We start from the raw sequence: 19,515 nt of genomic DNA, 5'->3' as shown, positions 1-19,515 counted from the left end.
AAAACAGGACGGAAACCGGGCGGTCAGCCGGGGCATCCCGGCCACCGCAGAAAAAAACAGGAACCCACACAGCCGGTCATCCTTCTTCCTGCACCTGAAAAAGTCCTGGAAGACAGTGATTTCAAAAAGACCGGAAGAACAATCATAAAACAGATGGCAGGATTCCAGGTGTACCTAAATATAAGGGAATATCATGCAGATGTTTACTATAACACGAAGACAGGCGAACGGGTGCACGCTGCATTTCCAGCCGGAGTTGTAGATGAAGTGAATTATGATGGGAGTATCCGGGCATTCCTGTTCCTTTTGAACAATGACTGCTGTGTTTCCATTGACAAGAGCAGGAGGTTCCTGTCAGACCTGACAGGCGGGAAACTGAATATCTCCAAGGGGATGGTAAGTAAGCCCAGCAGGGAGTTTGCTTTAAAAACTGTGCCTGAACGCAGGACTGCCTGTGCAGATATGCTGCTTTCCCCCGTCATGCCCTTGAACAGTAACCGCCAGTTAGCAAGTAGTATCTATTTTCTTTTCCAGTTTGCAAAAATATCCGAGGATTCTTTCAGGAACTCATAGGAAATCTGTATTTCATCCTCTGTTGCTGTTTTATCATCATCCAGGATCGGATATGGATTGCATCCTCCTGCTGTTTCTCCGACCTGATCCATCGCAAAAGAATTACCGCAGTTCTGGCAGACCAGTTTGTCTCCTTCCTGCTTGTAGTAGCCATTGCCCGAATCATAACAAATCTGGCAGGTATTGAATGCAGTACGAACGATTTCTTCTGCATCTTTTACCGCGATCACTTCCATCTCTGTTCCGTCCACTTCGATTGGATAAAATGCTGCATCTTCAGATAAGTCATCTGTTTTAATGGTCAGACTGTCGCCTTTTTCTATTTTGGTTGTTTCTTTTTTATCTTCTTTATCGTCGGTTGCTTTTGATGCTTTTTTCTCTGTTGTCTTTGTTGTGCTGGAAGCTGCTGCCATTACATTTTCTACCTTTCCATACGCTGTCGCTGTTGTCATTAACATGGCTGCCATTGCTGCTGTTATCATAAATCTTTTCATTGTTTCTTCCTCAACTTTCTACATAAATCTTTCCTGTGATCATCCCCATCCAGCAAGTGTAAGTGTAAGTACCTGCTTTTTCTGGTGTGAATTCGATTACATTTTCGCCCTCATCAAAAGCATATTCTATTCCCAGATCCTGCTGGATGATTTTATAATTGCATCCGTTGACACTTCCATCCGGGGCCTCGACAGTCCACTTTACAGGCTCGCCTGCCTTGACCGTAATGTCCGGATAGCTCCTGCCAGACTGTAAGGTACTGGTGATGTACTGTGTCTCATCTGTATTTTTCTTATCAACGTCTGTATTTTCTGCCATAAGTGTGCCTGTAACTTTACTGTTCAGACCTGATAATGTACCGCCCTGCACCATCATAGAGAGGCCCATGACCACTACCAGAATTGCGCCGGCTTTCAGAACCTGCCTTGTGAATCGTTTTCCAAGCATGGATACTGCGGAACCGAATCCAAGCATCAGTGGAACAGTTCCCAGGCTGAAACAGAGCATGGACAAAGCTCCCGCCAGCGGATTTCCAGATACCAGGGCAACAACCTGCATGGACTGCAGCGGCCCGCACGGCATGAGACCATTACAGAGCCCGATGAAAAATGGAGTTCTGGGTTTTTTGCCTGATTTTTGTTTTGTTTTTTTATTGAAGTTCGGAATGTGTACCGCCAACCTTCTAAGTCCCGGAAAAATCCCAAGCATATTTACACCCATGACTACCATGATAATCCCTGCGAATAATTTAAGTATTCCCTGAAAAAGTGTAGATGTCTGTAAACTACTGCCGATTCCTGCCAAAGCTCCGACTGCTCCAAGCACGCCGCCGATCACTGTATAGGAAACCACACGTCCGATGTTATATTCCAGAGTATTACGGAACATGACCTTTGAGATTTCTGTCGACGTATCTTTCTGTAGTGTCTGCGACAAGTTGATTCCGCCGCACATAGCAATACAATGAACGGAAGTGATCAGTCCGATCACAAACAACATCCCATACCCCATCTCGCTATCCGCCAGAGAATTCGGCACAAGCCGGTTCAGAATCCCGCATCTCTGCAGCAGGAAAAACAGCACCACAATGATCATGATTTCCCGCACAGCCTTCAGGATGACTTTCTTTTTGGAAGTATTCTGTGCCGATGCCTCGTAGCCTAAGTCACCTATCATTGTTATGATCTGATCCAGTGAGACCATCTCCGGGTCATAGGAAAATTCTGCCGTACCGGTTTCATAACTGACAGAAACTTCTGTGATTCCACTTCGACTATTTAATGCTGATGCTATTCTGGTTTGACAGTTAATACAGGTCATGCCATTGATGTATAGTTTCTCGTGTTTCATAATTTGTTTCCTTTCTGCTGCTGCATTACTGTCATCTTTATTTGCAATAACGCCTCAATTTGAATAAACTTCTCTTAATTTTGGTGCAAAAACAATATGATACTTACAATTCCATTTTGTATGTGATAAACTATTACTATTCATATGGATACCTCCTCTGTTAAATAATGCGGTTGGCGAACCTATCATTATTATAATACTGTAAGCTGAAGCAACTTCAACCACCAGCACAGCAAGTGGTTTATTTGTTTTTCAAAGTTTCGTTTTTCGGATCACGAAAAACTCCACAATGCAAAATCGGGCTTTGCCCTAACAAACAAAAGACTGTCACAATAGATCTTAGTTCTACTGTAACAGTCTTATTTAACATACTTTTATGATATGTTTATTGTAATAATTATTCACTTCGCTGTCAATGCTTTTGAAAAGCATTTCACAGAATCTTCATTTTTCCCGTATACATTTCCCATACAAATGGCCTATTCCCACGAAAGTATAAATCAAACCATCCTTTTTTCGTATCTCAGATGACTCTTTTCTCTCTAACTTTCAATTAGACCATCCTTTTCAAGCTAATTTTATGGCTCAAATTTCAATTACTATATATTAAGTCATCTAATTAACTGAATTGCAGATGACCAAATTCAAACTTACTATCTCACAGGTCATTTTGAGTCCTATTTTGAGATGACTTCACCTGTACTTATTTCTTAGAAGGTCATTTTGAAATCATTTTGGGGATAGTCTGATCACAACTTTCTATCTGGCAGACCATTCCTCTGTCTTCTTTATTCTGCTTTTATTGCCCAGCGCATCTTTGTGGAGCGGGCGCGGCCATTCTGGGCGCATTCCTGGGCGGATGGACGGATGACATCTTTGGCGTAGTCGGAATAGATTCCTGCTTTGTATCCGGCTTTGAGGGCTTTCTTGACCAGTTTGTCCTCGCCGGAGTGGAAAGTCAGGATTGCCACGCGTCCGCCTGGTTTGAGGGCATCTGGAAGTTTTTCCATGAATTCGTAGAGAACTTCAAATTCACGATTCACATCGATCCGCAATGCCTGAAAAACTCGCTGGCAGGTCTTCCGGATGGTATCTTTCTTTTCTTTTTCCGGAAGGAAATCCAAAGTCTTCTCTATGATCTCGCGTAATTTCGTCGTAGTATCCACACGTTTTCCCTTGCGGATCTCATCGGTGATGGCTTTTGCGATTTCTTCGCAGTACGGCTCGTCGGAATTCTCATACAGCATTCCAGCAAGCTCGTCACGGCTGATCTTGTCCAGCCGCTCGGCTGCGCTGATTCCTTTTTCCTGATTCAGTCGAAGATCCAACGGTCCGTCTGCACGGAAGGAAAAGCCGCGCTTCGGGTTGTCGATCTGCATGGAAGATACACCAAGGTCAGCAAGAATGAAGTCAAACCCTCCTGCTTCCTTTGCAATCTCATCAATCGTGCAGAAATTCTGAAGCTTCACTGTCAGGATATCCTCACCGAAGCCCTGGTCAGCAAGACGTTTGCGGGTTTTTGCTGATTCTTCCGGATCTACGTCCGTCGCGTACATATGTCCTTCTCCATGCAGGCACTCCATCATTGCTTTTGTATGACCGCCATATCCAAGTGTCGCATCAAATCCGGTCTCACCTGGCTGGATCTTGAGGAAATCAAGGATTTCGTTTACCATGATCGAAATGTGCATTCCCGCAGGTGTGTTTCCTTTGCTGATGACATGCTCGATCGTGTCTTTGTATTTCTCTGGATTCAGTTCTTTATACTTCTCCTCGAATTTGCGTGGATATTTTCCTTTGTATCGTACTCTTCGTTTGTGTGGTGTCTGTGTTTCCTGTCCCATATCGTTCTCCCTGTCTTTGTATTTTTATTGAAGATTACATTTTTTCTTTTATAAATTTTGTTACTGTTCACTCCGTTCACAGCAACTTGGACAAAATGCATTCCAACTCACCTTCGATGGCAGCGTTTTGCCCCGTATGTCCCGGGATTTTGTCATCTTCATGACAAACACCTCAGGGAATATTACCTGTCTACAGTTATAAACTTTTCTACTATATCAAGTGCTGTCTCACTCATAAAGCCGCCCCATCCATGTCCGGCATTCTTAAATTTGACAAATTCCACTTCCTTATCCATTCGTTTCAATGCCTCATATAAAATGCAGGACTGATTAAACGGAACCAGCGGGTCGCTGCCGCCATGCATAATAAGGATTGGCGGTGTCTTACGATTGCGGCGCAGATGTACCACGGGATTTGCCGGGTAAGCATCCTCTGGATGATCGTGAAGTGCTTTTCCACCGATCAATACTCCTGACGGACTGTCTGCGGAATCATGATCGATCGCAGACGGATACTGTGACGCTGCCACAAGATCGGTCGGTCCGAACCAGTCTATGATACAATCTACTTCGGTTGTTGTCTGCGGATATTTTTCCGGAAGATATTCTGCATCTCCGGTAATTCCTGCCATCAGGGCAGTATGCGCTCCGCTGGAATCACCCCAGAGTGCCACCTTACTCGCATCAATCCCATAATGAGCTCCATTCATCCGCAGGAAACGAATGGCTGCTTTGGTGTCTATTACCTGAGCCGGAAACGGTGCAAGCTCACTTTCTCTGTGCTCCACGATCGCCACGGCATATCCTCTTTCACACATCCGCACCAGTGTCGGAAGGCTCTGAAACAATTTCTGCTTATGCCAGGAAGATCCCTGCACATATACGATCAGCGGCCACTTCAGATCCTGTCCGTAGACCAGCGGTGTCATGATCTGAAGGTGAAGTTTCTTTCCGCTGTGCTCTGCATATTCTACATCCGGATAAAGTTCTGTGCAGTATCCGAAGGTGTCCTTTACTTCTATTTCTTTCACTCCCTCCGGAAGTTCCTCACTTTCCGGGAATCGCATTTTTTCCATCGGGGACAGTATTTTTTTCACGTTTTTCCTCCCGTATGTCTATTCTTATTTATACATTATTTCATATTTCTGATTTTAGATTATCATACCATGTCGTCCTGCTCATCACAACTATAAATCTACTGACCAGCAGTGTCCCCCAATGACCTCAAAATAATCAACGTCAAATTATGCCACCAAATTTTCAGGTCAAAAGTGCCCCGTAGAAGAGCAAGTATAGAGCAGGTCCACAAACTGTCCCCTTATTTTTTCTTTAAATTGCCTCTTTATTCATGTACAGTTCTGTTGTAAAGTATACCCAATTAAAAAACATAGGAAAAAGGAAGGTTAAGTAAGTTTCCGTTACTGAGAAAAACTATACAGTAACACTTCAAGTACTCTTACCTTCCGGGAAAGGAACAATTATCATGGCAAACACAAATGTACAGACAGCAGCAAACGACAGGGAGTTTACTTCTTCCGTTCAGTTTCTTACTGTAACAGCAATCTTTGTAGCACTTACTTACATCTTTACAGCATTCATCAACGTTCGTCTTCCGATCGCAGCAAACGGAGGACTCATCCATCTCGGCAACGTTCCGCTGTTCATCGGCGCGATCATCTTTGGCAAGAAGACCGGTGCGATCGCTGGCGGTGTTGGAATGGGACTGTTTGACCTGCTTTCCGGATGGACTTTATGGGCCCCATTTACTTTCGTAATCGTTGCTCTGATGGGATTCACTGTAGGAAAACTTACTGAAGACGAAAAACACCAGAACTTCAAATGGTATGTGATTGCAATCGCAGCAGCCTGTGTGATCAAAGTTGTTGGATACTACATCGCAGAAGTTGTTATTTACGGAAACCCGTTCTCACCTGTTACTTCTATTCCTGGAAACCTGGTACAGATCGGTGTTGCAGCAGTCATCACACTTATCGTGATTGCACCACTGAATGTTGCCGCTAAAAGAACAGGTTTAAAAAAATAATAAAAAGAAAAAGGACTTGATCTTATGTATAAAATTATGACACCGGGTCCGACGCAGGTTGCCGAAAACGTGCGTCTCGCCCGCAGCAGAGAATGTACAAACCCTGATCTCGATGAGAGCTTTGTAGAATTTTACAAAGAAACCTGTGAAGAGATCAGCCGCCTTCTCCACACCGACAACGAAACTCTTATCCTCGGCGGAGAGGGAATCCTCGGTCTGGAGGCTGCCTGTGCTTCCATGACGGAACCTGGTGACCGTGTCCTCGTACTGGATAACGGTATCTATGGCAGGGGATTTGCTGATTTCGTTTCCATGTACGGCGGATGTCCGGAACTCTATTCCAGAGATTACCGCGAAACTCTCGATGTGCAGGAACTTGAAGCTTTCCTCAAAGAACATCACGATTACAAATATGCAACCGTTGTCCACGGCGACACACCAAGTGGTATGCTGAATGATGTTTCCGCAATCTGTCCGCTTCTCAAGAAATATGGCATCATGACTGTTGTCGATTCCGTATCTGCATCCTTCGGTGAGCCGATGCGCATCTCCGACTGGCAGATTGACATCATGTGCGGCGGTTCCCAGAAGGTCGTCTCCGCACCTCCAGGACTTACTTTCGTAGTCATCAGTGACGATGCAAAGAAAGCCATGACAGAGCGCAAGACACCGATTGCGTCTTTCTATGCAAACCTGACCACTTTTGCACATTATTATGAAGAAAAGTGGTTCCCGTACACCATGCCGATCAGTGATATCTACGGACTTCGCGCAGCGATCGACAATATCGCCGCTGACCCGGATATCCTCGCACGACACGAAAAGATCGCTGAGGCTTCCCGCAAGGCGATCACCGAAGCTGGACTTTCCCTTTATCTTAAGAGTGGATTTTCCAGTACAGTGACTGTATTTGAAGTACCGGAAGGAACTACTGCAGCCGCCATTCTCGATGGTATCAAAAAAGATTACAATATCATGCTTGCAGGTTCTTTTGATGTACTTGCAGGCAAAGTCATCCGCATTGGACATATGGGAAATAATGCTGATTTTTACAATGTCCGTGAGGTTTTTGCCGCATTGGACGGAACTCTTGCCAAACTCGGTGTTCCGCTTAAAGCAAGCATGGAGGAAATTTTCTGCGACAGCATGAAATAAAGAGCATCTGAAACACGGATATTGATAGAAACAATATGAAATTAGAGATTCTGTTTTACAAAATGTTCTGTAAAGAACTGAAAGAAAAGAGGCACTTTTACTATGAATAACAACCTGAAAAAATTAATCCTCGCTGCTTTATTTGCAGCACTTTCCTGTGTGGCAACCATGTCCATCCGTATCCCAACTCCGGGAACAGGCGGATACATCCATCCGGGTGATGCCATCGTCATCCTTTCCGGTGTGATCCTTGGACCTGTATGGGGATTTTTTGCAGGCGGCATTGGTTCTACACTTTCTGACCTGATCGGCGGATATTTCGTTTATGTACCGATCACTTTCGTGATCAAAGGACTGGTTGCACTGGTTGCCGGACATCTGTATCAGAAAATCGGCAAAACTCAGAAGAGCCGTTACGTTGCAGTCGTTCTCGGCGGTGTTACAGACATCATCCTTGTTGCAGGTGGATATTTCGTATGTGAATACTTCATCTACGGTGCAGGTGCTGCTGCCAGCATCCCGGCAAACATCATCCAGGGTATCGGCGGACTTGTTATTTCCTGCATCCTCTATCCGATCCTGATCTCCATCCCGAATGTACGTCAGATGACTGTTGCGACACGGTAAAAATGCAAATTTCGGCATCGAAAAAGCATTATTTGTATGAATCGATGCTGATAATCCAATTAAATGGCTGTATTGTGCATCGGGAAATCGAGGTTAACGTATAATCGATGCCAGTCATTTAATATAGCATATGCAACAGGCATCGAGGAACAGATTTCTCATCTGTCTCGATGCCTGTTAACAATTAACTTAAACTTTATCTACTATTTTGTGGATTTTAGTTCCATGCTTTGATGCTCTTGGCATCTTCATGGAATTGAAATCCTTTTTATATTGCGATCAGATAAAGTACTCGATGACTTCCTCCGGTACGGTTCTGGTCTTTTCGTTATAGATGAGGACTGCTTCCCGCTCTTCCAATGGACCGAGGGAATAGATTTCTTTATTTTCCTGGTTAAAGTATTTGAATGGAACAATACGGTTGTAAGCTCTTGGATGATCTTTGTCGATCAGGATGTCTTTCTGCTCATAGGATTCATCCCAGTAATACGGATCAAAAAGAAGGATATTTCCATTCTCCACTCCGGTCATCAGGACATAGTGCTCTTCGTCCAGATACAGACGGACAACTGCCACGCCGCCGTGGTTCAGTGCATGATTGATGCGGCTCTCCTCACTTATGTACACGCTTCGTCCAGACAGGTATTCACTGCTCACGGACATGATTCCAAGCTCTCCGTACTCATTTAGCCAGTTGCTCAGGAACATCATCGCGGCTCTGGATGTTCCCCTTTTCCCCGGGATACCTTCCTTGCTGTGGCAGTCCAGGCAGTAGAGCATGGTATTTCGGATCGCCTCCGGCGGGATTTCCTCCCGTTCAAATAAATAGGCGATCGCATTCATCATGGATGTCGGCCCGCAATCGTATTCAGATAACTGGTAATGTAATGGATTTTTCATAATAAAATCCCTCTCTTCGGTAAAGTTTCAATGCAACCAGTTTATACCAAACCGCTGCTTTTGTAAACCAATGAGAGTGATGATTGTGTTGCTGTTCACTTTATTCACAGCAACTTGGTCAAAATGCATTCCAAATCACCTTCGGTGATAGCATTTTTCCCCGTATGTCTCGGGATTTTGCCATATATATGGCAAAACACCTCGCGGGATATTACCCGTAAACAGTATAATAATTTTACACTATCACTTCGCTTTTCCGTTGCTTCCTGCGACCATGATCTTCTGCATGACGTATTTCTTAACTTCTTCATCGATTGCAATAGCAGACCAGCTCTGTCCGTCAATGCCGATTCCTGCGATATCATCCGGTGAAACACCGCTGGAACTGATCACTGTCCAGATAGCCTTGCACACAGCCTCCCACCATTCATCCGGATTCTGTTCTGCCCAGCCCGGGTGTGGGTAGTACACCGGATAACCTTCTGAAACTGCCGCTTCTACTTTGCCGTCTTTTCCAAATAACGCAACTTTACATGCACTTGTTCCTATATCAATCCCCAATAAATACTGTTTCGTCATGAGCTTTTTCTCCTTCTCTGGTCATAGATCCTTTTTTCTGTTTCTTTACGGAATATACGTTAAAAACTGGATCTTGCGGAAAGATGAATCACTCAGGAAACATTCGTGTGCGTGCTCCTGTTCATAGAGGATCTTGCCAAGAAGGGCATTGCGTTCTTCATCGACGGCAATCTGCTTCTGTACCACATCTTCTCTGGCGGCATCAGGGTTATAATTGACCAGACTCAGGAGAAAAACGCGCCGGTCGCTCTCGGTCCGCTGGGAGATCTGGAATTCCTCTGCCAGCTCTGTGAGGCTTATTTCCTGTTCCGTTTTGCTCAATTTCCGGATCATGGAAACAATTCTTTTGTTCATACGATGTTCTTCCTGTGATTTTTTTATTTACATGGTTTTCTTTCTATGGAGCAGTTATTTATAGTTTTCTATGTATGCCAGGATCTGCTCCGGATCGTCCATGAATGCACAAAGTTCCATATTGGAAGCATCCATAAATTTCTCGTCTGCGGTATGCTGAAGAAGTGCCTTCATTCCATCGTAATAGCCATTGATATTGTAAAGGACGATCGGACGGTCCAGCCTGTGCAGACTTTTGAGTGTCAGGATCTCAAAAAACTCTTCATAAGTTCCGATCCCGCCTGGTGTTACGATCGTTGCGTCTGAACGTTCCTCAAGGAGTTTCTTGCGCTCGCGCATGGTTTCTGTAAAAATAAATTCGCTGCAGTTCTCATAGAGAACTCCCGGCTTGTCGAAGAAACGTGGAGCAATGCCGAGAATATAACCGTCTTCGGAATCAACGCCTCTGGCTGCTGCTCCCATCATTCCGGTCGCTCCGCCGCCAAACACAAGGCCATGCCCCCGCTTTGCCATCATTTTGCCAAGTTCTTCTGTTTTTTCATAATAGATCTGCTCCAGTTCTGCGCTGGAGGCTCCATAGATGCATATGTTCATAATTTACTCCAATCCCGCGAAAAATAACTCGTAAAAATCATCTTCACCTTCCAGCATCGGAGAATTTTCCCCGCCGCCATTGGTGCTTCTGCGCATGGTGGCATAAAATTCTTCTCCGGCGGTGATGAGGTCCATGTCATAGATCTCGTAGCCCAGTTCACGGCATTTCTGGCAGAATGCGCTGAGCGGCTGTGCATCCTTACGTGTTTCCAGAAGCTCTGCCCGAAGGTTTTCGTCGCGGCGGGCTTTGCTTTTTAGTTCGTCTAGCATTTCTGTAATTTCCATGATGTTTCCTCCTTTGATCAATGGATGTGCCACAGCACTTCCTTTATATGCAATACAAATGCAAAATGCAGACATACACCAGCGTATATGTCTGCACTACTTTTCTGATTCTGTGGTGTTGTCTGAATATAAGATACCACATCTTCCTTATGTAATTCAATAACTTTCAGAACAACACACATCCCGTATAAGTAATCGGTGTTACTGTTCACAGCAACTATATCCTCATTCCATTTACGAATTGCTTTTTTCTTTACATCTTTCGGCGGCTGTTATAAGATTAATATAGTATTTATGCCGCGGTGGAAGGCGGCGGAATGGAGAGTTTTATGTCCGATTATTTTATAACACAAATCACCGCATCAGATAAGCGCGGCAACCGTCTGGTAGACGAACTACTTACGTCGGAAGGAATCCGAAGGGATGGGAATCTTGATTATACCTGTGGGATGTATGATGATGAAATGAATCTGATCGCAACAGGAAGCTGTTTTGGAAATACGCTTCGGTGTATGGCGGTCAGCCATGAACACCAGGGCGAGGGACTGATGAATTCGATTGTCAGGCGCAGGAGTGTGCGCGGGCGCGGAGGCATACGGTTGCGGAGAGGCAGGATAGAATAGAGGAAATTCTGGGGAATTCCCAGAATCCCGTCAATTTATATTGACATTTTTTAGCAGGGCAAATGCCCTGGGGGCTTTTGTTTATATTGGGATATAAGAAAACCGTCAAGGGACTTGGCCAGTCCCCTGACAACCCCTGGGCTGGGTGTTTGACGGAAATTTTGTCTTGTGTAGTGCCCTTTGAAAAATTCTCCTGGTGTTTCAGGTCGGAAGGCTTTCGTATGAATGGAGCTCAGACTTGCGCTGGTGCTCCTTGAGTCTTAGTTTTCTTAAGCTATAGATTTCGTGACATAAAAATAACAGGATATCTTCTCTTTCGCATGGAGAAGATATCCTGTTATTTTATCATACTACTAGCCCGTCGACGCCACGCCTTCGGCGTGCTCGCGGGAAGTACAGCTATTACCAACTCAAGTTGCCGCGCCTTTCGCGCCAGCGAAACAGCCCTACACAGTTGGCGTCAACACTGTTCTGTCTTGATGAGCCAAGCGTGACCAAAAAGGGGGTGTCTGAGGGGGACATTCGACCTTCGCAACTATGAGATCGCCCCCCCCCTCAGGGTTTTCAGCTGCCAAACTGGCGGGCGTTTGGGCAGTCCCCATTACGCTTCTTCTGTTTCTTCCTCAGGTGTTACAGTCTCCGGAACAGCTCCGTTGTGGACAGTTACAACGGTCAATACAACAGCTTCCGGATCATCTTTGATATCGATGTCTTTATCTTTTGCAAGGCTCAGATCCTTGACACGGATGGTATCGCCAACTTTGAGTCCAGCTACATCTACTTCTACTTTGTCAACCAGTGCTGACGGATAAGCTCTGTAGTTCACCTCTTCCATGTTCTCCTGGAGAACACCCTCTGCTACTTTATCGTGGTTTACGATCACGATCTCAGCAACAGAATGTACTTTTTCATTGCTTACCAGTGCCTGGAAATCAATCTCATCTACTCTGCCTGCCAGTGGGTTGAAGTCAACCTCTTTGATCAGTGCGTCGTATGTCTGACCTTCTACATCCAGCATAACCTGGCTTCCTTTGTGGTCAGTCTTTAACAGTTTGTCAACCTCGGTCTTCAGCATTTTTACTGGAATGGAACCTTCGATCTCACGACCAAATACATTACCTGTAACGTATCCTTCTCTTCTCAGTCTTTTTGCCTTAACGTCCATGCTTCTTTTTTCAGCTTTTAAAGTATTCATTTGTCTTTTCCTCCAAAAATCTGATGCTTAGCAGCCTTCAACTTTGTTTTGTGAAAGGAGGTTTTGTTAAGTTCTGTTTACTTTTTACGGTTAGAAGTATAGCACTGAGTGCCAAAACAGATTAACCAAATATTATTTTATTTAGTTCTTATTTTTGTTAATATTTTAAAGTTGTATACACGGGCATGAATTCTCTGACTTTTTTATTACTAATATCGAACTTCCGTCTATGGAAGTCTGTTTTTTAACATGCTATAATATATAAAAATTTATTAGGATGAGGTAACTAAAAATGTATCATGACTTGACCGAGGGGAAAATCTCCCGCTCACTGCTGCTGTTTGCGCTACCTATGATGGCCGGCAATCTTCTGCAGCAGTTCTATAATATTGCGGATACGCTGATCGTCGGGCGTGTGCTTGGAAGCAATGCGCTGGCGGCGGTGGGATCTGCTTATACTCTGATGACTTTTCTGACTTCTATCTTTCTGGGACTCAGTATGGGATCGGGGGCTCTTTTTTCTATTTATAAGGGAAAAAACGATCAGGATTCTCTGCGCAATGCGATCGTACATGCTTTTGCACTGATCATGGCTGTCACAGTGCTTTTGAATGTCCTGGTGTACATAGGAATTGATCCGATCCTGCATTTCCTGCGTGTACCTGACGAGGTATGGGATGGCATGAAAGCTTATCTGCTTGTGATATTTGCGGGTATCATTGCCACTTCACTGTACAATTACTTTTCCTGTCTGCTCCGTGCACTTGGGAATTCCACGATTCCGCTGGTATTTCTTGCGGTCTCTGCTGTCCTGAATATCGGACTGGATCTTTTGTTCGTGGCTGTACTCCCATGGGGTATCCGTGGTGCCGCACTGGCAACGGTGATCGCACAGTATGTTTCAGGCATCGGCATTACGCTCTATGTACTGCTGAAATGCCGTGATCTGCTTCCTTCCAGAGAGGATCTACAATTCAACCGCCAGATCCTTGGTGAGATTGGAAATCTGTCTTCTATGACCTGCGTCCAGCAGTCTGTCATGAACTTTGGTATCCTGATGGTGCAGGGACTGGTAAATAGCTTCGGACCGGTCATTATGGCTGCTTTTGCTGCTGCTGTCAAAATTGATACGTTTGCGTATCTTCCGGTACAGGATTTCGGCAATGCATATTCTACCTTTATCGCACAGAATTACGGTGCAGGCAAAAAAGATCGAATCCGCAAGGGAACAAGGGAATCATTCCTGATCAGTTTTCTTTTCTGTATTGTGATCTCGGCGGTGGTATGTATTTTTGCCGCACCGCTGATGCGGATCTTTGTCAGTGCGAAGGAAACTGCAGTTATTGCTTCCGGTGTGCGTTATCTCCGGATCGAGGGGGCTTTTTACTGCGGAATCGGCTGTCTGTTTTTGCTGTATGGTTACTATCGTGCAGTCAAGAAACCGGGCATGTCCGTCATCCTGACTGTGATATCTCTCGGAACACGTGTAGCTCTGGCGTATATCCTGTCTGCATATATCGGAGAAACCGGCATCTGGATGGCGATCCCGATCGGATGGGTGTTTGCCGATATTACCGGCCTCGCTTATATGAAATTTCAAGAAAAATAGTCACCTCTGGCAACTCCATACAGATACAAAAACAAAAGAGCGCAGTTCCCGTTAAAGACACGTGTAAACCCTGTATTCTGATTTCACGGTACTGTAATTACTGGAAAAATCGCTTCAGACACGAAGCTTCTAAGACTGCCCCTGCAGGCATCAGAACTACTTTTATACTATCATTCCTACATATACAACAGGCAGGAATGAGTTTTTTCCACTCGTCCCTGCCTGTTATCATTCTCTTATTTTACTTACTTTTCTTTCGCTTTTTTATCTGCCAGAATCTCCTCTGCCATTTCCACCTCTGTTTTTTCATCCTTCGGAAGAACGATATTCAGGATGATTGCGAATAACGCTGCCGGAACAATACCGGAGCCGCCGAAGATCAGGTTGATGCTCTCCGGAAGCTGTGCAAGAACTGCGGAGTTGGAACCGAGCCCGTATCCAACGCCAAGCGCAACCGAAACGATCGTTACATTTCTCGGTGATATAGGCCATTTGGTAATAAGCTGGATTCCGCTGACTACGATGGAGGAAAACATCATGACAGCAGCTCCTCCCAGAACGCTCTGCGGCATGATAGAGATCAGTGCTGCAAGTTTCGGAAACAGTCCGCATGCGATCAGGAAGATTCCACCGATTCCAATGCTGTAACGGTTTACGACTTTGTTCATTGCGACCAGGCCTACATTCTGGCTGAAAGATGTGTTCGGAAGGACACCTAACAAAGCTGCGAAAGAAGATCCCAGTCCGTCACACATAACACCACCGGAAAGTTCTTTGTCCGTAGCCTCTCTTCCAAGGCCACCCTCTGTGATACCGGAAATATCACCTACTGTTTCTACTGCTGTAACTACAAACATAATACAGATCGGAACGATTGCCTTCGCGTCAAATACCCATTTGACCGGCATAATCTTCGGAACTGCAAACCAGGATGCGTCTGCCACCTTGCTCCAGTTCACTACCCAGGCCTTTGTTGCCTCTACTGTGGCACCCGTTTCATCCACATAGGTAAATGTTGTCGGAAGGATCATTGCCATGATCGATACCAGGATATATCCGGCAATAATACCGATCAGAATAGAGGAAAAACTGGTAAATCCTTTTGTTCCATGTTTCAGTGCAATGATCACGACCAAAACAAAAGTACCTACAAACAGATTTTCCAGAGAGCCATAATCTGCTGCTGAACTTCCGCCTCCGAAAGATCCGATACCAACAGAGATCAGTGAAAGTCCAATAGACAGTACCACTGTACCGGTAACAACTGCAGGGAAAAATTTGCGGAGTGGTTTCAGAAATCCACCAAGTACTGTTTCAAACAGACCTCCTATAAAACATGCCGCCAGGACTGCTCCATATCCTGCAACCCCACTTCCCATTGTAATCGCAACACTTCTGCAGACACCGATGAAACCGGAACTCGTTCCCATGACGATTGGTAGTTTTCCGCCGATCGGTCCGATCGTGTATACCTGGATCAGTGTTACGATTCCTGCAACCAGCATGGCATTCTGAAGGAGTGCCACCTGAATACTGCTTCCTGATTCAATGCCGCACACTCCTGTAATGATCAGAAGTGGAGTCAGGTTGCCGACAAACATTGCAAGTACATGCTGCAGTCCAAGTGGAATCGCCAGTTTCAGCGGGGGCTTTCCATCAAGATCATATGGCGTTGCCACGTTTTTTTCTTTTGTTTCCATATTCTTTCCTCTCTTTCTCTTTTTACCGAGCCAAATAAAAAAGGAAACAGCAGGTATTTTCGCCTTCGAAGTCATCTGCTATTTCCTTTATACATGCAGCTTGTGCACAAAATTTTCTCTCGATGCGTTTATTATAACAATTTTTTTGTATCTGTCAATTTCTTTTTGCAGGTATTTTCTTTGTACTTGATTTTGTACATTTATCTTTCCGTACTTAATAATACTCATGATCGATCTGTATCACCGCAAAATATTTACTTCCCGGCAGGCCATGTACCTGTTCTTTCAGACGGTTCATGATCTCATTGTCGGTCAGGGAAGTTTTTCTCGGCACTTCCACATCGAAGATCAGGTTGGTTCTGGTCGTCCCCTTGACCATACGGAAGTCGTGCATGCTGAAGGCTTCATCCAGAGACTGTACCATCGCCTCCACCTTCGCCTTCATTTCCAGAACTTCCTTATCGTCTGTCACGATCGGGTCCATGTGGATCGTTGCGGAACAGTTCAGCTTTTCCTGAAGTTCATGTTCGATATGGTCGATCTGCTCGTGGATGTCCTGGATATCCCCATCCACAGCAACCTCCGCGTGGAGCGAGATCATTCTTCGTCCCGGACCATAATCATGGACGATCAGATCGTGCACCCCATAGACCAGTGAATGTCCCAGAACAATCTCCCGGATCTCATCAATAAATTCCTTCTTCGGCGGCTGTCCAATAAGAAGGTCTATGGTTTCTTTCAGTGTAGAACCACCTGTATAAACGATAAAGATCCCGACCAGGATACCAAACCATCCATCCAGGATCAGTCCTGTATATTTACTGATCACGGTTGCGATCAGAACCAGTGTCGTCGCAACAGTATCGCTCAAACTGTCCACTGATGTCGCTTTCATCGCTGCACTGTCAAGCTTTTTGCTCAGGGAACGATTGTAATAAAACATATAGACTTTCACAAGGATTGACGCAAGCAGGATTCCCAAGACCAATGCACTGCTCTCGATCAGTTCCGGATCACGCAGTTTCCCGAACGATGACCTGATCAGCTCAAATCCCATAACCAGGATCGCAACAGAGACCAGCAGCCCCGAAATATACTCCATCCTTCCATGTCCAAACGGATGCTCCGGGTCCGGTGCCTGGCCGGAAAGCCGGAATCCGATCAATGTGATGATCGATGAACCCGCATCGGACAGGTTGTTAAATGCATCCGCCGTGATCGCGATCGATCCGCTGAGCGTTCCTGCGATCCATTTTCCAAGAAACAGCAGGATATTCAGTCCGATTCCCACTGCCCCGCTCAAAACTCCATATGCCTGACGGACCGCCGGTGAATCATAATTCCGCCTGTCCTTAATAAAAAGTGATGCCAAAAACGTGATCATTCCTATTCCTCCCAAAATTTTACACGTGAATCAACAGCATTCTCTCGATAATAGCACACTCCTATGCAAAAATCCAGAATAATTTGTAATCAATCTGGAAAATTTTTTCTGAAAATGATATAGTTTTATTAATGATGCTTTTTATCAAGGAGAAAAAATCGAATGAAAAATCTTAAAAATATAGCAATGCTCATAGATGCCGACAACACCCAGCTGTCCAAGCTGGAATCTGTCATACAGGAAATCTCTGCCAACGGCCGTATCGTCGTGAAGCGCGCGTACGGCAACTGGCGCAAAGGTTCCCTTAAGAACTGGGAGAATGAACTGAAACGCCTCGCGATCAAGGCAGAACAGCAATTTGACTACGTTGCGGGCAAAAACGCCACCGACATGGCTCTCGTGATCGACACTCTCGATCTTCTGCACAGCGGGATCTATGATGCTTTTGTCATCGTTGCCAGCGACAGCGATTACACACCGCTCGCGATCAAACTTCACGAGTCCGGAGTCTATGTCATGGGCGTCGGAGAGAAGAAAACACCGGAGCCGTTCCGAAATGCCTGTGATGAATTTGTTTATCTCGAAAATCTGAGCAAAGACCCAGATACTCCGGAGCATCAGCCTGCTCCGGTTTCTTCCAGAAAGACAAGAAACAGCAGACGCAGCCAGGAAAGTGCAGAAGAACGCCGCAAAGCAAAAGAATTAAAAGAAATCCACAAACTGCTCCACATCGCCTGGGACAAGTACCAGGATGACGACCGCTATGTCAATGTCAGCTCCGCAGGCCAGTATATCAAGCGTGCAAAGCCGGATTTCGATGCCCGCACCTACGGTTTCCTCAAACTGCCGGATCTGATCGAAGCTTATCCAAATAAATATGCAATGAAACGTTACCCCGGCAAAGGAACGGTAACGATCATTGCATACAAATGTATCTGATTATTTTAACCTGTTTGTTCTAAGAACATAATATCTTCGGAAAATTGATAAGATCGTCCACACGATACAGATCCCACCCGCGATGGACAATGCATACTGAAGTGTCAGACTGCCATAGTGTGACACTTCTTCTGTATTTCCCTGCACTGCTGCACTCATCGTGTAGTACAGCGTACTTCCCGGAATCAGCGGCACAACTGACGGAATCAAAAACAGCGGGACCGGAGCTCTCTTTCTGGCTGCAAGAAAATCCGCATAGACTGCTGCCAGTGCAGAAGCCGCCAGACCGGAAATAAAAATCTGACCGTTACTGAAATACATCACCAGCAGATAACCTCCCCAGCAGACAACACCTCCCAGAGATGCCGATACCCACAATGACTGTCTCAGCCGGAACAGCATGGCAAATCCCAGAGAACCGACAAACGCCATAACCAACTGCAATATCACATCTTTCATACTCTCACCATCCAAATCGCTGCCATAAATCCACAGGCAAGAGCTCCCGCCCACAGAATACTCTCGATCAGTCGCATCAGTCCGGAGATCGTATCTCCCATCAGCATGTCTCTGATGGAGTTTGTCGCCGGAATTCCCGGGATCAGAAGCATGATATCCCCGATCATGATCTTGTCCATGTTCAAAACCGGCAGGACTTTGACCGTCAGGCAGATCACCGTTCCCACAACAAAAGAACAGAACAGGTTAAACATGATCGTATTTGCAAAAAGTTTCGTCGCTTTTTGCTGTATAAAGCAGATCAGGACAGCCACCAGTGCCGCCACAACTCCATCTGCAAATGTCCCGCCAAAAAACACAGCAAAACTGCCTGCTGCCAGGATACTTCCCATATAAAGATCCCATCGTCCCCTCGGCTCTGCGATCTCCTGAAGCCGCCGCTGAAACTGGTCCAGCGGAATGGGGTTGATACAGCAGTTCCTGCTGAGTGCATTGAGCTGTTCCAGTGCGGTAAAATCCGTACTGCCCGTATAATTCACTCTTCTGGTGTGTGTAAGCAATTCCCCGTCTGTTCTTTCCATTGTGATCACAATGCTCGATGTGATCACGAATACGTTCATTTTGGCAGCGCCATATGCACGCCCGATCCTCTGCAATGTATCTTCTACACGGTTGATCTCCGCCCCCGAAGCCAGTAGCATCTCTCCCATATCCAGAAGCAGATGCAAAAGCCGGTTCTCGTCGTATTTTGCCGTTTCCATCTTCATTCCATCCCTGATCTACGATATTATATACCATCAGCAGAC

At 45.5% G+C, this 19,515-nt stretch carries 19 protein-coding genes and 3 pseudogenes; 7 read left to right on the top strand and 15 right to left on the bottom strand.

Annotation, left to right across the window (positions count from 1 at the left end):
- Window positions 1-483: pseudogene (locus WMO75_RS12215) on the top strand (IS66 family transposase); the annotation flags it as partial.
- 35 nt (window positions 484-518) lie between these two features.
- Here WMO75_RS12215 and WMO75_RS12210 read toward each other — a convergent pair.
- The 5 genes and pseudogenes from WMO75_RS12210 to WMO75_RS12190 form a co-directional block, all read right to left on the bottom strand.
- Window positions 519-1,067 (bottom strand): DUF2318 domain-containing protein, encoded by a 549-nt coding sequence (locus WMO75_RS12210; RefSeq protein ID WP_118698026.1) that lies wholly within the window; start codon window positions 1,065-1,067, stop codon window positions 519-521.
- 10 nt (window positions 1,068-1,077) lie between these two features.
- Window positions 1,078-2,418, bottom strand: coding sequence for an urease accessory protein UreH domain-containing protein (locus tag WMO75_RS12205; RefSeq protein ID WP_118698025.1), 1,341 nt, complete (start codon window positions 2,416-2,418; stop codon window positions 1,078-1,080).
- 72 nt (window positions 2,419-2,490) lie between these two features.
- A pseudogene (locus tag WMO75_RS12200) lies at window positions 2,491-2,562 on the bottom strand (IS200/IS605 family transposase); the annotation flags it as partial.
- A 644-nt stretch (window positions 2,563-3,206) separates the two neighbouring features.
- Window positions 3,207-4,262, bottom strand: a complete 1,056-nt coding sequence (rsmH, locus tag WMO75_RS12195) for a 16S rRNA (cytosine(1402)-N(4))-methyltransferase RsmH (RefSeq protein ID WP_022213346.1) — start codon at window positions 4,260-4,262, stop codon at window positions 3,207-3,209.
- A gap of 182 nt (window positions 4,263-4,444) precedes the next feature.
- Window positions 4,445-5,359 carry an alpha/beta hydrolase gene (locus tag WMO75_RS12190; RefSeq protein ID WP_022213345.1) on the bottom strand — a complete coding sequence of 305 codons (915 nt, stop codon included), beginning with the start codon at window positions 5,357-5,359 and terminating at the stop codon, window positions 4,445-4,447.
- A gap of 386 nt (window positions 5,360-5,745) precedes the next feature.
- On the opposite strand from WMO75_RS12190, the gene WMO75_RS12185 reads away from it, so the two are divergent.
- The 3 genes from WMO75_RS12185 (at window position 5,746) to WMO75_RS12175 (ending at window position 8,088) form a co-directional block, all read left to right on the top strand.
- A complete protein-coding gene (locus tag WMO75_RS12185) occupies window positions 5,746-6,306 on the top strand; it encodes an ECF transporter S component (RefSeq protein ID WP_022213344.1) in 561 nt (186 codons plus the stop codon).
- A gap of 24 nt (window positions 6,307-6,330) precedes the next feature.
- Window positions 6,331-7,461, top strand: a complete 1,131-nt coding sequence (locus WMO75_RS12180; protein WP_118698024.1) for a pyridoxal-phosphate-dependent aminotransferase family protein — start codon at window positions 6,331-6,333, stop codon at window positions 7,459-7,461.
- Between the two features lie 102 nt (window positions 7,462-7,563).
- The gene (locus WMO75_RS12175) at window positions 7,564-8,088 is read left to right on the top strand and encodes an ECF transporter S component (protein ID WP_349078101.1); all 525 of its coding nucleotides are present in this window, start codon (window positions 7,564-7,566) and stop codon (window positions 8,086-8,088) included.
- Between the two features lie 279 nt (window positions 8,089-8,367).
- Here the strand turns inward: WMO75_RS12175 and WMO75_RS12170 are convergent, their stop codons facing one another.
- The 5 genes from WMO75_RS12170 to WMO75_RS12150 form a co-directional block, all read right to left on the bottom strand.
- On the bottom strand, window positions 8,368-8,988 hold the full coding sequence (locus WMO75_RS12170) for a C39 family peptidase (RefSeq protein ID WP_022213341.1): 621 nt from the start codon (window positions 8,986-8,988) through the stop codon (window positions 8,368-8,370).
- Window positions 8,989-9,231: 243 nt separating this feature from the next.
- Window positions 9,232-9,567, bottom strand: coding sequence for an FGGY family carbohydrate kinase (locus WMO75_RS12165; protein ID WP_349078100.1), 336 nt, complete (start codon window positions 9,565-9,567; stop codon window positions 9,232-9,234).
- A gap of 45 nt (window positions 9,568-9,612) precedes the next feature.
- Window positions 9,613-9,921 (bottom strand): hypothetical protein, encoded by a 309-nt coding sequence (locus WMO75_RS12160; RefSeq protein ID WP_349078099.1) that lies wholly within the window; start codon window positions 9,919-9,921, stop codon window positions 9,613-9,615.
- A 54-nt stretch (window positions 9,922-9,975) separates the two neighbouring features.
- Window positions 9,976-10,515 carry an LOG family protein gene (locus WMO75_RS12155; protein ID WP_022213338.1) on the bottom strand — a complete coding sequence of 180 codons (540 nt, stop codon included), beginning with the start codon at window positions 10,513-10,515 and terminating at the stop codon, window positions 9,976-9,978.
- A 3-nt stretch (window positions 10,516-10,518) separates the two neighbouring features.
- Window positions 10,519-10,800, bottom strand: a complete 282-nt coding sequence (locus WMO75_RS12150; protein ID WP_022213337.1) for a hypothetical protein — start codon at window positions 10,798-10,800, stop codon at window positions 10,519-10,521.
- A gap of 329 nt (window positions 10,801-11,129) precedes the next feature.
- On the opposite strand from WMO75_RS12150, the pseudogene WMO75_RS12145 reads away from it, so the two are divergent.
- Window positions 11,130-11,363: pseudogene (locus WMO75_RS12145) on the top strand ([citrate (pro-3S)-lyase] ligase); the annotation flags it as partial.
- A 661-nt stretch (window positions 11,364-12,024) separates the two neighbouring features.
- On the opposite strand, the gene WMO75_RS12140 reads toward WMO75_RS12145, so the two are convergent.
- Entirely contained in the window at window positions 12,025-12,618 is a 594-nt protein-coding gene (locus WMO75_RS12140) for a 50S ribosomal protein L25 (protein WP_118698018.1), read from the bottom strand.
- 292 nt (window positions 12,619-12,910) lie between these two features.
- Between WMO75_RS12140 and WMO75_RS12135 the strand changes: the two genes are divergently transcribed.
- The gene (locus tag WMO75_RS12135) at window positions 12,911-14,227 is read left to right on the top strand and encodes an MATE family efflux transporter (protein WP_118698017.1); all 1,317 of its coding nucleotides are present in this window, start codon (window positions 12,911-12,913) and stop codon (window positions 14,225-14,227) included.
- 245 nt (window positions 14,228-14,472) lie between these two features.
- Here the strand turns inward: WMO75_RS12135 and WMO75_RS12130 are convergent, their stop codons facing one another.
- The gene (locus tag WMO75_RS12130) at window positions 14,473-15,927 is read right to left on the bottom strand and encodes a uracil-xanthine permease family protein (protein ID WP_022214206.1); all 1,455 of its coding nucleotides are present in this window, start codon (window positions 15,925-15,927) and stop codon (window positions 14,473-14,475) included.
- Between the two features lie 214 nt (window positions 15,928-16,141).
- A complete protein-coding gene (locus WMO75_RS12125; RefSeq protein WP_118698016.1) occupies window positions 16,142-17,311 on the bottom strand; it encodes a cation diffusion facilitator family transporter in 1,170 nt (389 codons plus the stop codon).
- A gap of 162 nt (window positions 17,312-17,473) precedes the next feature.
- Here WMO75_RS12125 and WMO75_RS12120 point away from each other — a divergent pair, with 162 nt between their 5' ends.
- A complete protein-coding gene (locus WMO75_RS12120; protein ID WP_022214208.1) occupies window positions 17,474-18,250 on the top strand; it encodes an NYN domain-containing protein in 777 nt (258 codons plus the stop codon).
- Here the strand turns inward: WMO75_RS12120 and WMO75_RS12115 are convergent, their stop codons facing one another.
- Together WMO75_RS12115 and WMO75_RS12110 are read right to left on the bottom strand one after the other, a co-directional pair.
- Window positions 18,251-18,709: a threonine/serine exporter family protein gene (locus WMO75_RS12115; protein ID WP_349078098.1), complete on the bottom strand. Its 459-nt coding sequence runs from the start codon at window positions 18,707-18,709 to the stop codon at window positions 18,251-18,253.
- Complete coding sequence (locus tag WMO75_RS12110) at window positions 18,706-19,470, bottom strand: threonine/serine exporter family protein (protein ID WP_118698167.1); 765 nt, start codon at window positions 19,468-19,470, stop codon at window positions 18,706-18,708. Before WMO75_RS12110 ends, WMO75_RS12115 begins: the two co-directional genes overlap by 4 nt.
- Window positions 19,471-19,515: the final 45 nt, after the last annotated feature.

This window comes from Blautia intestinihominis, from assembly GCF_040096655.1.
GTDB classification, from domain to species: domain Bacteria; phylum Bacillota; class Clostridia; order Lachnospirales; family Lachnospiraceae; genus Blautia_A; species Blautia_A intestinihominis.
Note: the sequence above shows the minus strand (reverse complement) of the source record. Positions and strands in the feature narration are given on the sequence as shown.

Excerpts from the sequence above, each read along its gene's own strand:
- WMO75_RS12210 (WP_118698026.1), bottom strand. The coding sequence starts at position 1,067 with ATGAAAAGATTTATGATAACAGCAGCAATGGCAGCCATGTTAATGACA.
- WMO75_RS12205 (WP_118698025.1), bottom strand. The coding sequence starts at position 2,418 with ATGAAACACGAGAAACTATACATCAATGGCATGACCTGTATTAACTGT.
- rsmH (WP_022213346.1), bottom strand. The coding sequence starts at position 4,262 with ATGGGACAGGAAACACAGACACCACACAAACGAAGAGTACGATACAAA.
- WMO75_RS12185 (WP_022213344.1), top strand. The coding sequence starts at position 5,746 with ATGGCAAACACAAATGTACAGACAGCAGCAAACGACAGGGAGTTTACT.
- WMO75_RS12180 (WP_118698024.1), top strand. The coding sequence starts at position 6,331 with ATGTATAAAATTATGACACCGGGTCCGACGCAGGTTGCCGAAAACGTG.
- WMO75_RS12175 (WP_349078101.1), top strand. The coding sequence starts at position 7,564 with ATGAATAACAACCTGAAAAAATTAATCCTCGCTGCTTTATTTGCAGCA.
- WMO75_RS12170 (WP_022213341.1), bottom strand. The coding sequence starts at position 8,988 with ATGAAAAATCCATTACATTACCAGTTATCTGAATACGATTGCGGGCCG.
- WMO75_RS12165 (WP_349078100.1), bottom strand. The coding sequence starts at position 9,567 with ATGACGAAACAGTATTTATTGGGGATTGATATAGGAACAAGTGCATGT.
- WMO75_RS12160 (WP_349078099.1), bottom strand. The coding sequence starts at position 9,921 with ATGAACAAAAGAATTGTTTCCATGATCCGGAAATTGAGCAAAACGGAA.
- WMO75_RS12155 (WP_022213338.1), bottom strand. The coding sequence starts at position 10,515 with ATGAACATATGCATCTATGGAGCCTCCAGCGCAGAACTGGAGCAGATC.
- WMO75_RS12150 (WP_022213337.1), bottom strand. The coding sequence starts at position 10,800 with ATGGAAATTACAGAAATGCTAGACGAACTAAAAAGCAAAGCCCGCCGC.
- WMO75_RS12140 (WP_118698018.1), bottom strand. The coding sequence starts at position 12,618 with ATGAATACTTTAAAAGCTGAAAAAAGAAGCATGGACGTTAAGGCAAAA.
- WMO75_RS12135 (WP_118698017.1), top strand. The coding sequence starts at position 12,911 with ATGTATCATGACTTGACCGAGGGGAAAATCTCCCGCTCACTGCTGCTG.
- WMO75_RS12130 (WP_022214206.1), bottom strand. The coding sequence starts at position 15,927 with ATGGAAACAAAAGAAAAAAACGTGGCAACGCCATATGATCTTGATGGA.
- WMO75_RS12125 (WP_118698016.1), bottom strand. The coding sequence starts at position 17,311 with ATGATCACGTTTTTGGCATCACTTTTTATTAAGGACAGGCGGAATTAT.
- WMO75_RS12120 (WP_022214208.1), top strand. The coding sequence starts at position 17,474 with ATGAAAAATCTTAAAAATATAGCAATGCTCATAGATGCCGACAACACC.
- WMO75_RS12115 (WP_349078098.1), bottom strand. The coding sequence starts at position 18,709 with ATGAAAGATGTGATATTGCAGTTGGTTATGGCGTTTGTCGGTTCTCTG.
- WMO75_RS12110 (WP_118698167.1), bottom strand. The coding sequence starts at position 19,470 with ATGGAAACGGCAAAATACGACGAGAACCGGCTTTTGCATCTGCTTCTG.